Consider the following 15,622-nt stretch of genomic DNA (forward strand, 5'->3'; position numbering starts at 1 on the left):
TAACGATCCGACCTAAAAAGGACCGGGAAATTTCCCGGTCCTTTCGTTATTGAACTGATACAAACGTGTTGAACTTCAAATATTTATAATGGAACCGCATATGCGAGAATTCGAAGGGCGTGCCATTATCCAGGAAGAATATTCCCTCCATAATTCCCACAGGTTCATTTGCCTGCAGATGGAGCAGCTCTTGATCATGGGTCCCGGACGGCTCGGCAAAAATGGATAAAAAGGATTTGGTCACCGCCAGATTCCGCGACTCCTCCAAATAATGAAAGATCGAGCCTTCGATAATCGTCTGGTCCAGATTCTGGACAATTTTGATGGGAATGTAGCCCGTTTCGATCATAAACGGCTCGTCATCGAACAGGCGCAGGCGGATAATTTTGTATACAAAATCATGGGGCTGCAGGAACAAATCACGCTGCAGCTCTTCCGTAGGCCGGATCACCTCAAAATTCAGCACTTTGACCTTAGGCTTTTTGCCATCCATCTGAAAATTGTCGGTAACCCCCAGATTAGTGCCCTCGTAGTTAAAGATCGATTCATTTTTTATGTATAACGGGTTGATAAAGGTGCCTGAACCCCGTTTTTTGAAAATAATTCCCGAATTCTCCATCTTCATCAGTGCACGTTTGATCGAACTGCGGCTCACCTGGTAAGTTTCGCTAAGACTGCGTTCATCCGGCAACCTCATATCGGCAAACTGTCCCGCAAAGATCTTCATTTTGAGGTCATCAATAATTTGCTTATAGACAAATTGGCTCATGGGGTACTCCTTTTTGAAATCTATACAGAACTAAACATTCACGATTAAATATATCATAATTAGGACAGGGTTCATACCGGACGGATGAAATAGAACGTTTTCATACAAATGCGGCTCGTGTAAGCGTCTTTATTGTAAAGTTATGTTCCATATACTCTGTTATTTTGTTACTTCTGGCAGTTTTCCTGATCTGCTATTCTGGATTTGTAAGCGGTACTACAAAGTTTATAAGGGAGGTTGTCGCTTTTGAAAAAGAAAACATGGCTTGCGGGGATGACATCACTCGTTCTTCTAACAGGGCTGCTGGCAGGATGCTCCGGCAACGGTAACGGCAATAGCAATTCATCTGCTCCCAATAATGAAAGCGCTGGCAAAAATAATTCTGAGTCATCCAAAGGTACAGTTACGCTGAAAATGTGGGGCGGCGTTCCGCCGGAATCAGGGCCGCAAGAGGTTATCGACAATTGGAATAAGGCGCATCCCGAGATTCAGGTGGAATACGTCCGCTTCGTCAATGATGATGACGGAAATCTCAAGCTCGACACGGCCATGATTACCGGGCAGGATGTAGACTTATTCGTGAACTATACGGTCTCCCATGCGGCCAAACGGGTAGAATCCAATCTGGCGCTCGACCTCAGCAAATTCACTGATTACAATATTGATGAGAAAATGGGCAGTGATGCGGAAGGCTGGAAGATTGACGGTAAATATTACGGTGTTCCCACGACAAAAAGCGCATTCTTCATTGCACTGAACAAAGATGCCCTTGACGCTGCGGGCCTGCCGGTTCCGAAGGACTGGACCTGGGATGAACTGCGTGAATACGCGAAAAAACTGAAGGTAGGCGACAAATACGGATTCATTCAGAATATGGAACCGTTCGTGGACCCTATTGATTCTGTGCTGTCGCAGGAGGGTTACACCAAAGCGGACGGTACTTCAAATCTGGATCACCCCCTTGTCCGGAAGTGGCTGGAAACGCTGAATGGAATGATGCTGGAGGATAAGACCACCCCGCCGCTTGGCGAACAATTGACTTCCAAAATGCCCGTTGAACAGGTATTCCTGAGCGGTGAAGTGCCTATGCTCAACATTGGGGCCTGGCTGCTGCGCAGCTCGAACAACTTCACGGATTTCCCGCGCGATTTCAAGATTGCCTTTGCCCAGGTTCCCCGGCTTGCAGGCAGTGCAGACCAATATGTGACCCGCGGAGGCCTGGGAGACTACATCTCCATTAACGCCAATTCCAAAAAACAAGAGGCAGCCTGGGAATTCCTGAAATGGTACTCCGACGGAGGTATGGCCCCGATGGCTGCAGGGGGAAGACTTCCGGCCTCCAAGGATGCGAACCAGGACGATGCCCTGAACAGCCTCCTCGGTGATAAACGCGATACCTATGACCTGGATTCACTCATGTATGTCATGTTCGACGACAAGACGCCAACTTATGTGCGCAGTCTGCCGCAGGAGGTCATGGATCTGCGTTCCCAGGAGTATGAGAAATACTTCCTTGGTTCACAGTCGCTGGATCAGACCATTGATGCCATGGTGGCCCGGCATGATAGTTATTTGAAGCAAAATAAATAAAGAGGGATATATAGATTGAACTTATAATTTTCTATGCTGGGAACACTAATTCAACTTATTTCCACTAGCAGAAAGAACCTGTCCATAGTGGAGCGGGCATTGCCCTCTCCGCTATTTTTTGTGTCACGCTACCGCCCGAGTAGAACAAATCTTTGTATTTTTCCGCCTAAAGACCGCCTTCTTGCAACAAAACCATGCAATTTTAGATATTGCGTATGTATATTTATTATTATGTTATAATTTATGTAACGCCCACAACGTATTGGAGGTCGCATCCGTGTGTCAAAACTAATGCGTTTACTGATTCCCCAGAAGCTGAAATACCGCTTGTTCGCAGCCTTTGTTTTTTTGATCCTGCTGCCCTTCTGTGTTCTGAATATCTACAACTATCAGCGCATTGAAAGCCTGGTTCAGAAAAAAATCAGCCAGCAGAGCCACTATCAGCTGGAGCAGATGTACCGGACACTGGAGGATCAGATCAGCATCGCTTTTAAAACTCTCATCTTCCTCAAGCAGGATGAGACGGTAAGATCGGTATTGACCCATCCCGAGCAGCAAAGCGGGCTTGAAAACAAAAGGCGGATCGAGAACATTTTCAAAAATCTGAATAACAGCTTCTTTCTCTATAATCCTTCGGTTTATTTTATGATTCTCGATTTATATGAAAGCGCATACACTTCATACCCGCCAAGAGAGTCTCTGATTTACAAGGATTTGCGCGAGAGTCCCGGGTTTGACCGGAAACTGATGAATCCCAGCTCGTATCATTGGGTTCCCAATGACAGCAACTATGTGCTGAGGGATGTGTCGACCAGTGCCTACCTGTTGTCCTTATACGCTTATCTGGAGAATACGCAGAACAAGCCTTACGGCATGGCCCGGATCAGCATTGATTATTCGTATTGGCTGCAGTCCATTCACAAGCAATCGGATCTTCAGCAGCAATACTTTTTAATCACGCACACGGGGGAAGACATTTCACAGTCGGTTCCGAAGAGCATTTTGCCGGAGCAGGTCAAGGCCAGAATCGCTGAGCATCCGCAGCAGCAATATTTTATCGACAAAGATTCTAACTCTCTGATTAATTATATCTATGTGGAATCCCTGGACTGGTACATCGTCAACCGCATCCCGCAGTCCGTGCTGTTTGTGGAGATTGAGGAGCTGAAGCGGCAGTACTTTATCACTTTTTTTGCGCTGATGGGTATTTTTCTGATGATGACCTTCCTTATTGCTACAACGATTACCCGCCCGCTGTCCCACCTGCAGAACAAGATGAAGGCTGCTGTGCAGAAAAGCCTGAAAATCCGGCTGCCGGAGCATAAATTCAGAGGTGAGATTCTGGATCTGACCCGGACCTTCAATACTATGCTGGATGACACCAACCTGCTGATTCAGAAGCTGAAGACGGAAGAGCGGCAGAAGGAAGCCGTCCATTTTCAAATGCTGCTGGCCCAGACCAATCCTCACTTTTTGCTGAATACGCTGAATACCATCAAATGGATCGCCATCCGGGAGCAGAATGAGGACATCACCAATATGACCCTTTCCCTCGGCAAGCTGCTGGAGGCCAGTCTGAACACCGATAAGGATCTGATCTATCTAAAAGATGAAATCGAGCTGGTGCAGGCCTATGTCCATATCCAGCAGGTCCGGTACCGCCATAAATTCGAGGTCACCTGTGAGTATGATGAAGACATTCTGTACGCGCTGGTCCCTAAGCTCAGCCTGCAGCCGCTTGTAGAAAACGCCATTATTCACGGGATCGGACCGCTGCCGGGCAACGGCTTAATTGAAATTAAAGTATACCGGGAGGGGCCCGGCAAGCTCATTGTGGAGATTAAGGATAACGGAGTGGGTATGGAGCAATCCAAGCTCAAACGTACGGAACGCAGGCGTCCGGGCATCGGACTCAGCAATATTGAGGAGCGGCTGCGGCTACTGTTCCGCGGGGAAGGCTCTATGGACATCCTCTCCTCTGACCAAGGCGTCACGGTCCGGTTCACCCTGCCTTTTCTGTTATCCACACCTTACGGCACGGAACATCCGGCTTAATACATCCTATACACCGGGAGGTAATCATTCATGTGGAAAGTATTGCTGGTTGAAGATGAAGTCTTTGTACGGGAGTCTGTGCGGGAGATCATCGCCTGGGAAGAACTCGGTTTCACGGTTAGCGGGGAGGCAGGTAATGGCGCAGAAGCCCTCGATATGATCCGGCGGGACGCACCCGACCTGGTGATTACGGATATTATTATGCCTGAAATGGATGGCGTCGAGCTGCTTAGAAGAGCCAGGGAAGAAGGCTATGGCTCCCGTTTTGTAATGCTCACTTGCATGAGCGATTTCGAATATGTCCGGCAGGCGATGGAATACGGGGCTTCGAATTACATTTTGAAGCTGTCCATGAGTGTGAATTCGCTGCGGGAGACGCTGCGCAAAATCAGCAATGAGCTGCTGAAGGACGGTGATAAGCGCGGCAGTAGTCCTGCCCTGGTGCAGGTGAAGACCGGAACCGATGAGCGGAACACCAAAGGGCTGCAGCCGCTTCTCCATGAAGAAATCACCTCCCATCCGGAGATCCAGAAAATTCTGCAGTACATCCATGCCCATTACCCGGAGGATATTACCGTGAAGTCGATGTCCCAGTATGTCATGATGGGTGAAAATTATGTCAGCACCTTGTTCAAAAAGAAAACCGGGCAAACGCTGATCCATTACCTGCACCGGGTGCGCGTGAATCAGGCGGTTCAGTACCTGTGCCATTCTGACCTGCCCGTATATGAGATTGGCAACCGGGTGGGCTTCGTTAACGATAATTATTTTATCAAAATATTCAAGCGCCTGACCGCACAAACACCAAGCCAGTACAGGCAGAACCAAAAAAGCAAACCTGAACCCGTCACCATCTAAATCTTGATTTCGCCCGGCTGTACAGCAGCGGCTTTCCGTAACAGGAGGGCCGCTGTTTTGGTGTGCAGATACAAAATAGAACAAAACTACGAATGAGCCGTGCAGCCGCCGGGCGCAAATGTATACTTCTGTAGCATGAAGTCGGGGGTTTTGTTCCTTAACCGCTTTCATTCCGCTTGTTATGCTTGACATGAAGAAGCATACGAAGAAGAGGAGTGAAACGATGTGAAAACATCTTGGATGAAGCGGCAGCAGCATCTGGGCTATCTGTTTATCGGGCCCAATATGATTGGCGTGATTCTATTTTTTATTATACCTGCCATCTATTCCTTTTATCTGATGTTCACAGACTACAAGTTTATGAGCCCCGATACAAAGTTTGTAGGCCTGGACAACATTCAAAGAATGCTGGGCGATGAAGTATTCTATATTGCCATCAAGAACACCCTGATGTTCCTGTTGTCTGTACCTGTATCCATTGGACTTGCCTTCATTGTAGCAGTAGTTCTCAACCGTTCTGTATATTTGAAAAAACTGCTGCGGGCGCTGTATTTCATGCCCTACATCACTAGCGGGGTGGCCGTTGCTTTTGTCTGGATGCTGCTGTTCCAGCCGAATAACGGCCCTATCAACGGCATCCTGCGGGCGATTGGCATTGCCAATCCTCCCGGATGGCTGTCTACCATGGAATCTTCCATGTACGCCATTGATATCATCTGGATCTGGTTCATGCTCGGCTACAATATGATCATCTATCTGGCTGCGCTGCAGGAGGTCTCCGGTGAACTGCTGGAAGCAGCCAAAATCGATGGGGCCCGCACCTGGCAGACCGTCCGCAGCATCCTCTGGCCTCTGGTCAGTCCCACGACCTTCCTGCTGCTGATTACCGGACTCATTATGTCGATTAAGCAGTTCGGGATTATTCAGGCGATCACGCAGGGCGGACCGGGGAACAGCACCACCGTATTGTCCCTGTTTATTTACCAGAATGCCTTCCGCTACTACGAAATGGGCTATGCTTCCGCCGTATCCTGGGCGCTGTTCGTGATCATCATGATCTTCACCGTTGTCCAATGGCTGGGTCAAAAACGCTGGGTTCACTACTAAAGGAGGAGCGGCCATGAATAAAGCTGTGTTCAATAAAAGCCTTATCACGCTTGTGATGCTGTTCCTGAGCATTGTGATGATCGTTCCGTTCCTCTGGATGATCAGCACCTCGTTCAAGACCCCGGCTGAAGTATTCCAATATCCGATCCAATGGATTCCCGTCCACTTCAACTGGAGCCATCATGTGAAGGTATGGACGGGAGAAAACAGTTTCGGGCTCTATTATTTAAATTCCCTTAAAGTTTCAGTGCTTAGTACCATTGGTGCAGTCACATTATCCTCCCTCGCAGCCTATGGCTTCGCACGGATTCAGTTCAGAGGGCGGGACACCATGTTTATGGTATATCTGTCCATGATGATGGTGCCGCCTCAGGTGCTGTTCGTGCCCAAATTCATCATGTTCGACTGGGCAGGCATCTACAACACCCACTGGGCGCTTATTCTGCCGGGGTTGTTCACCATCTTCGGGGTCTTTATGATGCGGCAGTTCTTTCTCTCTGTACCTCATGAAATCTCGGAGGCAGCTTTTATTGACGGAGCCGGCCACTTCCGGATCTTCTCGCGGATCATTCTGCCCATGGCCAAACCATCCATCGCTACGCTGGCTATCATCGACTTCTCCTGGCACTGGAATGATTATGAGAACGCTCTGGTCTTTCTAATCGATCATGACCTGTTCACCGTACCGCTGGGTCTGCAGAACTTCATTCTGGAGAACAATGTCGACTACAACGGCATGATGGCTGCTGCCACCGCCGGGATTATCCCGATGATTATCGTCTTCCTGATTGGCCAGAAATACATCATTGAGGGTGTGGCAAGCTCGGCGGTAAAAGGGTAGGAGTTGGAGAGCAAACTGGAAAACGGCTGCGCGTCCCATTGAGGACGGTGCAGCCGTTTTTTATAGCGCTCTAATCTTACCGCTCGTACCAATACCCCGGGATTCCCCGCTCTAAACGCAGCAGCGCTTCCAGATAGTAATAATCGCCCCAGATCGTGTAATCATCGGGGGAATTGCTGTGAAAGCGCAACCATATTTAGCCCTTCTTAGCCGTTACGCCAACAATCCTAACCTCTCCTGCACCGCCAACCCCCTGCTGCCCTGCACTGCTTCCTGCCCTTACACCTTACCGCCAGCCCGCCGCCCTGGCTATCTCCTATTCTTGCCGCTATATTGATAAATTGATTTCCGCCTGTCCGGCACAGAAATTGCCTATGCATGCTAAAAGATCAAGATTGCTTTGCCGCCCCGGTTAAGATTGACATGGAACCGGGTCATAGCTCCCATTGGGAGCTTATATAGAAACCCGCTGCGCCGCAGTAAAGCGTCTAGGTGCAGCTTACTTTAAAGTAGGGGAAAGAAAAAGACACCGGTTAGGGTGTCTTTGGCTTTTAGATTGGGTAATCTTTTACGGATCATTTACTCTTTTTTTGCAGGCAGATGATGTTGTTATTCACACTGATCACCGTGAGATTATCGTTTACGGCAATAATATCCGGGTAGGAAAGCTGATTGCTGTTCACTGACAGTGTGAATCGGGGCTTCCCGTTATGATCCAATGAATACACATTGCCGTTGTTGGCGCCGAAGTATACATTACCTTTATTGTCCGTCGTGAAGCTACCTGTAAAAAGACCTATTCCGGCAGCCTTTTCATATTTACTCAATGAATATTTCCACTTCTGCTTCCCTGTCTTGAAATCCTTATTCGTAATGCTCCCCTCATCTTCATCTAATATGTAATAGCCCCCGTGCTCATCCTTGTCAATAATATCTGAGTAACTCGCCGGTTCGTTCTGGATTTGATTATAATCCGCAACCCGCAGAATCTTGCCGCTCAAATCAAGGGTAGCCTCCACTTTCTCAAAATCAGCAATAATATTGCCTTTGGAATCCGTGTAGAGCTGCTCTATATCGTTGACATCCAGAACCCCGTTCTTGAAAGGAATTGTGGTGAGGCGCCAGTTCGTTGATCCGTCTTTTTTAATGGATTTCAATCCTTCATCTGTGAGCACTATGTAATTCCCTTTATGATCCCCTGCCTGAAAAAGATCAAATAAAGAGCCATCCTCAAAGTGGGATACTACCCGCAGCTTGATATCATGAAAAGTGGTTACTTCGCCTGAGCCGGCAAAACGGGTAATATTGGTTCGATATACCGTAGAGGACAAGCGCTCGACATCATCATATGAAACCTTATAATATGTACCGTCTGCTCCCAGCAAAGGAGTAAGCTCACCCTGCCAATCACTTGGATGCCTCCAGGCAACCTTCCCCGTTGCGGCGTTGATTGCGAAGATTTCTTCAAAACTCTGGGCATAGACCAGTCCATTCGGCCCCTTGTACAAACTGTACATTTGATAAGGGCTCTTATCGGTGAGGGACCATTTCATTTCATACTCGGCAGCATTTTTTAAAATGATATTGTGGCTCTGGTCGTTCTTCACAGACAGCTTCCGGGTCACATCCAACGGATTCTTGACTACGGCAGCGCCCATTGTAAAGATCATAATTAAACCCAGCAGTCCTAATGTGACTATTCCCTTTTTCATCCAGCACCCCTAATATGGTTAAATATTGAAATCATCCCTATTATAAATGGTCTATCTGGCAATCTCATTTATTTTTATACTTGCAAAAAAATATAAAGGACCCCATCAGTCCTGAAACCCGGATAATAGGTGTCACGTACATAGAAGCTGCCACTAAATAAAAGGTTGCTTAAGAGCGCAGTCCATCCGTCTTGGGAGGCGTGCATTTGCTCATCAAAAAAGGCAGGGCCCCGGTTTTCTGAAGGCCTTGCCTTTCCTATATTGCCATCCAGTCACATTATTCAATCATGCTCTTTGTTGCCTGATACATCTTTGCTGTGTACTCGTCCACATCATCCCGGGACATACGCAAGCGCTCCACAGAAGTGCCGTATCCGATCTCCTGTTTTCCCTCTTCCAAGCCTTTAAAAATCCCATCTGCGAAGGCATCCAAAGGCTCTCCGTGCGTATGCAGTCCCGCGCCGCCCAATTCCGTATTCACTGCCGGAGGAGCCACTTCGATGACTTCTACAGATGTCTCGGACAGCTGGTGTCTCAGGCTCATCGTAAAGGAGTGCAGCGCCGCTTTGGTTGCGGAATAGATCGGAGCAATGGCAAACGGGGTAAAAGCGAGACCGGAGGTCACGTTGATAATCGCGGCCTGCTCTTTTTCTGCAAAAAATGGAGCAAACAGCAGAGAGAGATGGAAAGGCGCGTCAAGGTTAGTGTTGATTTCTTGATTGAAGTAACTCCAATTATGCTTGGCGTCCGCTTGCAGCACATTGAACCGTTGCTGAGTTCCGGCATTTTTCACTAGCACATTGACTTCCGGATAGTTTGCGGTAACCCAATCAAACAAGGCTATGCGCTCGGACTCCACATTCAAGTCACATACACGGGTAATCAGGCCGGGGAATTTGTCCTGCGCATTTCGAAGCACATCTTCACGCCGTCCACAGACAATCACTTGATTCCCCGCCTGTATAAACCGCTCGGCAAAAGCCAGCCCAATTCCGGTACTCCCGCCAGTAATGAGTATAGTGTTTCCTGACAGCTTCATGAGTCTTCCTCTTTTCTATGATCTATTTTTTCTGCAAACGCGTGAGATACCGCTCAATTTTCACATCAATGCCTTGCAAGGCGTCTGTCATGGACGCAATCTCATCCAGCACCGCCTGCTTGTGCTTCGTCATCATGTCCAGCCGGAGCTCCGTGGTGCTCTCCCCTTCAATGACCCAAGCTATATATTGCCTGATATCGTGGATGGGCATGTGTGTCTGCTTCAAGCGAAGCACCGTTTCAAGCAGCGCCATCTGCATTTCCGAGAATAACCGTCTGCCGGCGGCATCGCGCTCCATCAGCGGCAACAAGCCTTGCTTCTCATAATACCTCAACGTGGATTCCGGAATATGATAGGCGGCCGCAGCCTCCCCGATCGTTACATATTTCATTTTGAAGGCCTCCAAATTGATCTTTCATGTCGACAGGTTTAGCATACGGCTTAAACCATGGTTTAAGTCAACAGGATAATAAAAATTACAGGTAAAAAGGCTATTTCGGAAACCTTAAAAATCTGGGCATTGCTCCCCTTAGCCGTCGACTAGAATTTCTATCATCATCGCGGAGCCAGCCTTGAACCCACACACAAACGCAGCTGTCATCTCCATCCCCTGTGCTTGAGAATACAGCTCCAATAAAGACTCCAGCTCCTCAAACTCCCCTGCGGTCAGTTTCTGCTTCCAAACCTCTAGAGATTCGGTAATTTGTCTGTTGATCGGACGATAATTGGGGTCCTTGGAGATAATGTCCTCGTTAGGGAATAAGCTGCCGTGGTATAGGGATTCGAGAATGCTGGGCATGGGAAGGCCTCCTTTTTAAGATTCAGGATTGAAATGATATAATTCAGCGTAGCATATTTGCAAAGTGTATGTGGTACGCTTGTGCGTAATCTGCGAGTTCTAAGTTACGATATCAACAGAAAAAGACCTGGATCCATGTAATTACATAGACACAAGCCTTGAACCTATCTTCTTTGGTGCTGTAAACAAAAACAGAAGTCCGCTGGGGTCACTATAGTGCTGGTTCTTCAATTAATCAACGAATCGTTTCAACTTTATAGATCTAATCTCTTCTTCACTCAGACCAGTCGCTTTAGCGACAGCCACATAATCCATTCCCATCGCCAGCAAATTCCGTGCGACTTGTAGCTTACCCTCAATAATACCCGCAGACTTCGCCCCTTCAATCATAGAGGCTTCATCATGCAAGTACTTCTGTCTGGCCTCATACAACCGTCTGGCATCCGAATCCTGACTCAAATATTGCAGGGTATCCATCGCTTTTTCCAAACCCGGTTTATTCATCTTCAGCACCTCCCAATGTGATGTATCGGCACCTTTCAGAAACAACAGCCCATTGATCAATCCGCCCCCAGATGGAACACTGTGTTCATCCAGTTTCGGTAACTCCAAGAAATGCACCTCTATGTCGTCAATCAAGGATATCCCGGTCCGGTCTTCCCGCAGATGAAACACGTTATGGTACTGATCGTTCTTCAGAAATCCTTTATTAGTATATCATTTTCCAAGGGTCCTGAACCTTGCGAGGATGCGAAAAACCAACAAGCTTTTAACCACATATATAGTCCAAAGCAGCCGCTAACATAAAAAAAGACACCGATTAAGGTGTCTTCACGGTTACTCCAACACTCTCTAATCCAACTCCATATAATACAAATTCGCAGTACTATCCTTTGTAATGGTATGCGCGCCCGCAGCAAGGGAGACAGTGGCAATACCATTCGTTATGGGATAACTTGTTCCATCTACCTTGATTTTGGTTCCTTCTGAGTTGAACACAAGGGTTAGGGTTGCAGCTTTGGCAGCGGTGAACTGAATGCTGGTTGCGCTCTCGATTTTCAGACATTGGGTTAGGGTCAGACCGTTATATACCACAGTCCCCTTAGTCGTTGAGAGATTCCCTTGGATATTGAAGAAGCTGCTTGTTGTCCCGTCTGTGGTAAAGTTATGAACAGTTGCACCCGCTGTCGGCACCGGGGTTTCCGTTGGCACTGGAGTTGCCGTTGGCGCAGAAGTCGCTGTTGGCATAGGTGTTGCCGTTGGCGCAGATGTCGCTGTTGGCGTAGGTGTTGCTGTCGGAGTCGGGCTCGTCGGGTTTGAATCGCCTCCTACAGATACAAGCCCCGATGTGTAGCTTCTGATCGCGGACATCAGCGCGGGATTAAGCGCATACGACGCGTCATCCACGGAATCATTAAATGCCCAAGTGAAGTCTCCGCCATTCAAGCGTCCGGCTTCTGCCGTAACAATCTGTTCAACAGCGCTTACGCTATCGATGTCAGATGCGCTTACACCTGTATCGACGCGCGCATCGAAGTTGTTATAAGCTGTTCCACCGACTAGAGCTTTGTATGAGCTTGGGACGGTTTCACTTCTCGATGAGGCTAAGTATGCATCAAATGAGGTTGCATTAGCCGGAGCTGTTCCGGCATTGGAGTTGGCGTAAATAAGACTTGCCGCATCCACAACAGTATTGTTGTAGGCTTTAATCATACCTCCGTTTTCGCCTGAGAACGTACCCTCCTCCCCTAGAATATCAGTACCTTGTAAGGAAATCATCATTGGATATTTTGCATGTCTGAAAACATTGGACTCTACAAAAGCTGAAGCTCCTGTGGTAACCCCGACACCATATTTGGAGACTCCATCATAAAAGTTATTATATACATGAACAGAGGCCACTCTGATACGCGGATGACGGGAGTCTGAATGATCAAACCAGTTATGGTGTAAGGTGACAAAAAACTCTGCCGACTCGCTTAAACCGACTAGAGAAGCTTTTCCGGAATCCCAGTAGTGGTTGTACGAGATTGTAATGTACGTTGATCCTTTTTTAAGGTCGGTGGAACCATCACCTTTGGCTTGGTCCGCATCGCTTCCTGCAGATCCATAGAAAATATCATTATTATGCACCCATACATTAACATTGCCCGTATCCATTGAAATGCCATCGTCAGGGAATAACATCACCCCCAGGTTTCTTACTTCCACATTACCAACATATCTAAGCAGCATTCCCCAACCATAGGCGTAAGCATCGTCCCCGATCCCTTCGATCGTAATATTCATTTCCGAATAATTATTTTTACCTTTGACTTCAAGATATCCACCGCTGTTAAGTTGTCCACTCAGGTCAGCAGCTGTAACCTTTCCGATCATTCGGATGGCAAGTGGCGTTGTATCATAGCCTTTTTGTCTCAGTGTCAAAATCCCCCCAAGACCAACACCCGTTTGTACAGCGCCTGAGCTGTTGATTTTTACAGGAAGCGTAACGGTCTGTGCATTCTGTGAGGTGATATACAGCACTTGCGCACCATTCTTCAAGGTTCCATTCTCATTATAAGCACCTGAACCCGTGCCATAGGGTGAGTTTGCCGAAAAAGCAAATCCAGACCGGTCATATGACGTTACAGACAGCGTACCTGAGACAGCACTTGCTGTTGAACCGCCTGACAGTGTTGCTTCAATCTTCATTACATAGGCTCCAGCTGCAAGTCCTACAGCATCAGCTCTCCAATAGGAAGTGTATTTTCGGATCAATTCATTATTAATTTGTTGATACCCAGAATCTGCTGCACTTGCAGCTTTAATATATACGTTATACCCCGTTGCATTGCTAACAGGCGACCATTCCACATAGGCCGTTTCATTCCCGGCTCCACTGCCCGTTATCGTAAGACCCTCAGCGTGTACTACCGTACTTGACCATCCACCAGCGATTAAAGATAGTGCCAGCGAAAATAACAAAACTATGCTGGATACCTTTGCAGCTCTTTTTTTCACTTTGTTCCCTCCCAATGTGAATTTGTTGCAGACGCCAATGAAACCGTTCGCAAATAGTTGTAAAGCTCCTTTATCCTCCTCCTTCTCACAGCGTCTTGTCTTTCATTCCAGCTGGTCTGGACCGTTGAGCTGAGGTTTGCCGATTTCTCAAATTCAGCTGCTCGATATTACAGGGGCTTGGGCGAAAGCCTCTCTATGTATGGAAGGAGGTAGTTCCTTTAGCCACTGTATTCTTTGAAAAAGGTACAAATATTTGAAACTCTAACGTCCACAGCATATCAAGCGTGAAAGCGGTTCCGAAACAATCATTTGCTCATATTAGAGCGCATCCTGCAGTATTCTGGGTTAATGATTATAGAGCAGTGAGATGATACATCGTAGGTCCACGGCATATCTTCGCTGAAGAACGACTGGGTAGTAGGGTACGGAGGCTTGGCTGGGGACGTGCAAAACAAAAAAAAGCACCCCTCAAGGTGTCTTCTACTTTACTATATATCGAGCCGAGTGGAATCGAGCTCTGTCCAAAGATAACGGCACATAAGTTTCTACGAGCCCAGTTTTGCTGCCCACGCCTCTCCTAATGAAAAAAAGGGGGTGTCCCTAAGCCGTTCTATGGCTTTTGGGGAACCCCACCTCTGAATAAGTGTAAATACATTGGCCCTTACTTACTGAAGATTAAAGTAAAAGAAAGAGTTATCATAGTCGTCCTTGTTATTAAGCTGAATGGTTAGGTAGTTTGTCGAACCCTTAGTTACAGGTACAATTACAAGGCCTTCTGCAGTGTAGTTGTAAGTTTGACCCGATAAAAGTTTTTTACCATCCGTTGCCTGATCGAGAGCATCATCCAGGGAACCAGTGAAACCATAATCTGTTACCCCAATAATACTGTTTCCGTCTGAAGTTTTCGAACCCCAAAGCTCTGGTATTAAGGCAACCGAAACGTAAGTGTTTTCGTGGTTATCATCTGAGATGAGCTTACCGTTCTTCAGAACGATTTTTACCTTCGCCAATTTGTATTCAATCAAGGAGTTTGCTTCTGGTTCTCTGAAACCAAGGGCTGCAATTTCACTTCTTGTGACTGACTTTACCGAGGTTACTGAAACCGTATAGTTCCCGGTGTACGCAAGACCGTCATAACTGTAGGGATCATCAAATGAAACAGACTTGCCAACTGGAATTGCAGAACCAAAGGTTTTACCATTGCTAGTCGATGGTGTTGATGGAGTTGATGGAGTTGCCGGTGCAGATGTGGCTGCTGGAGCCGATGTCGCTGCCGGTGCAGATGTCGCTGCTGGTGCAGATGCCGTAACATCATTGTAAGGAACACCACTATCACCTGAACTATTAATAGTAATAGTTGAAGAATTTGCATCAAAATCAACTTCTGCTCCAAGGGCTTCTGAAACTGCTCTTAAGGGAACATATGTAGATCCGCTATATACCAAAGCGGATAAGTTATTACCAGACTGATCTTTTGGAGTCCACTTTGAACCATCAAGAACAAACTTTATGTTGTGGTTTAACTTCGCTTTAATCGCTTCAATACCAGTTCCTGCAAATGCCCCTACTGAGCCAAACAGCAGACTTGAAACTACAATTGTTGAAACAAAAACAGATTTCCTCATTTTAACCATCTTCATCCTCAAAATCCCCCTACAAATTTATTTGATGTTGCATGCACTACCATACTCCTACAATATCTTTCTCTTATTTCGCTCAACAGACTTTAGAATGTGACAAAATGTCTGCATGAAAAATAGAACTTGATTTACATTATTTTACACGGTATAATTAATAATTATATAACTTCATCAGTAAATCTGTCTATTATGTATATCACTGATTATTA

12 protein-coding genes and 1 pseudogene are annotated in these 15,622 nt (G+C 47.0%); 5 read left to right on the forward strand and 8 right to left on the reverse strand.

Annotated features, from left to right (window positions below):
* Nucleotides 1–46: 46 nt before the first annotated feature.
* Entirely contained in the window at nucleotides 47–769 is a 723-nt protein-coding gene (locus BLQ82_RS06595) for a GntR family transcriptional regulator (protein WP_062523599.1), read from the reverse strand.
* 246 nt (nucleotides 770–1,015) lie between these two features.
* On the opposite strand from BLQ82_RS06595, the gene BLQ82_RS06600 reads away from it, so the two are divergent.
* The 5 genes from BLQ82_RS06600 (at nucleotide 1,016) to BLQ82_RS06620 (ending at nucleotide 7,220) form a co-directional block, all read left to right on the forward strand.
* A complete protein-coding gene (locus tag BLQ82_RS06600; RefSeq protein ID WP_244280712.1) occupies nucleotides 1,016–2,359 on the forward strand; it encodes an ABC transporter substrate-binding protein in 1,344 nt (447 codons plus the stop codon).
* 279 nt (nucleotides 2,360–2,638) lie between these two features.
* Nucleotides 2,639–4,414: a sensor histidine kinase gene (locus BLQ82_RS06605; protein WP_143013361.1), complete on the forward strand. Its 1,776-nt coding sequence runs from the start codon at nucleotides 2,639–2,641 to the stop codon at nucleotides 4,412–4,414.
* 30 nt (nucleotides 4,415–4,444) lie between these two features.
* The gene (locus BLQ82_RS06610) at nucleotides 4,445–5,272 is read left to right on the forward strand and encodes a response regulator (protein WP_062523601.1); all 828 of its coding nucleotides are present in this window, start codon (nucleotides 4,445–4,447) and stop codon (nucleotides 5,270–5,272) included.
* Between the two features lie 225 nt (nucleotides 5,273–5,497).
* Nucleotides 5,498–6,379, forward strand: coding sequence for a carbohydrate ABC transporter permease (locus BLQ82_RS06615; protein ID WP_020427543.1), 882 nt, complete (start codon nucleotides 5,498–5,500; stop codon nucleotides 6,377–6,379).
* A 13-nt stretch (nucleotides 6,380–6,392) separates the two neighbouring features.
* Nucleotides 6,393–7,220 (forward strand): carbohydrate ABC transporter permease, encoded by an 828-nt coding sequence (locus BLQ82_RS06620; protein ID WP_062523602.1) that lies wholly within the window; start codon nucleotides 6,393–6,395, stop codon nucleotides 7,218–7,220.
* 575 nt (nucleotides 7,221–7,795) lie between these two features.
* On the opposite strand, the gene BLQ82_RS06625 is transcribed toward BLQ82_RS06620, so the two are convergent.
* The 7 genes and pseudogenes from BLQ82_RS06625 to BLQ82_RS06655 all read right to left on the reverse strand — a co-directional run bounded on the left by BLQ82_RS06625 (nucleotide 7,796) and on the right by BLQ82_RS06655 (nucleotide 15,413).
* Nucleotides 7,796–8,932, reverse strand: coding sequence for an outer membrane protein assembly factor BamB family protein (locus BLQ82_RS06625; protein ID WP_062523603.1), 1,137 nt, complete (start codon nucleotides 8,930–8,932; stop codon nucleotides 7,796–7,798).
* Nucleotides 8,933–9,209: 277 nt separating this feature from the next.
* The gene (locus BLQ82_RS06630) at nucleotides 9,210–9,971 is read right to left on the reverse strand and encodes an SDR family oxidoreductase (RefSeq protein ID WP_062523604.1); all 762 of its coding nucleotides are present in this window, start codon (nucleotides 9,969–9,971) and stop codon (nucleotides 9,210–9,212) included.
* Between the two features lie 22 nt (nucleotides 9,972–9,993).
* Nucleotides 9,994–10,362, reverse strand: a complete 369-nt coding sequence (locus BLQ82_RS06635; RefSeq protein ID WP_074647936.1) for a MerR family transcriptional regulator — start codon at nucleotides 10,360–10,362, stop codon at nucleotides 9,994–9,996.
* 138 nt (nucleotides 10,363–10,500) lie between these two features.
* Nucleotides 10,501–10,770, reverse strand: a complete 270-nt coding sequence (locus BLQ82_RS06640; RefSeq protein ID WP_062523605.1) for a DUF6809 family protein — start codon at nucleotides 10,768–10,770, stop codon at nucleotides 10,501–10,503.
* A 231-nt stretch (nucleotides 10,771–11,001) separates the two neighbouring features.
* A pseudogene (locus BLQ82_RS06645) lies at nucleotides 11,002–11,481 on the reverse strand (Rpn family recombination-promoting nuclease/putative transposase); the annotation flags it as partial.
* Between the two features lie 141 nt (nucleotides 11,482–11,622).
* Entirely contained in the window at nucleotides 11,623–13,773 is a 2,151-nt protein-coding gene (locus tag BLQ82_RS06650; RefSeq protein WP_062523607.1) for a pectate lyase family protein, read from the reverse strand.
* Between the two features lie 665 nt (nucleotides 13,774–14,438).
* Complete coding sequence (locus BLQ82_RS06655) at nucleotides 14,439–15,413, reverse strand: stalk domain-containing protein (RefSeq protein WP_074647939.1); 975 nt, start codon at nucleotides 15,411–15,413, stop codon at nucleotides 14,439–14,441.
* Between the last annotated feature and the right edge of the window lie 209 nt (nucleotides 15,414–15,622).

Origin of the sequence: Paenibacillus jilunlii, assembly GCF_900102965.1 — a bacterium.
Classification (GTDB): domain Bacteria; phylum Bacillota; class Bacilli; order Paenibacillales; family Paenibacillaceae; genus Paenibacillus_AQ; species Paenibacillus_AQ jilunlii.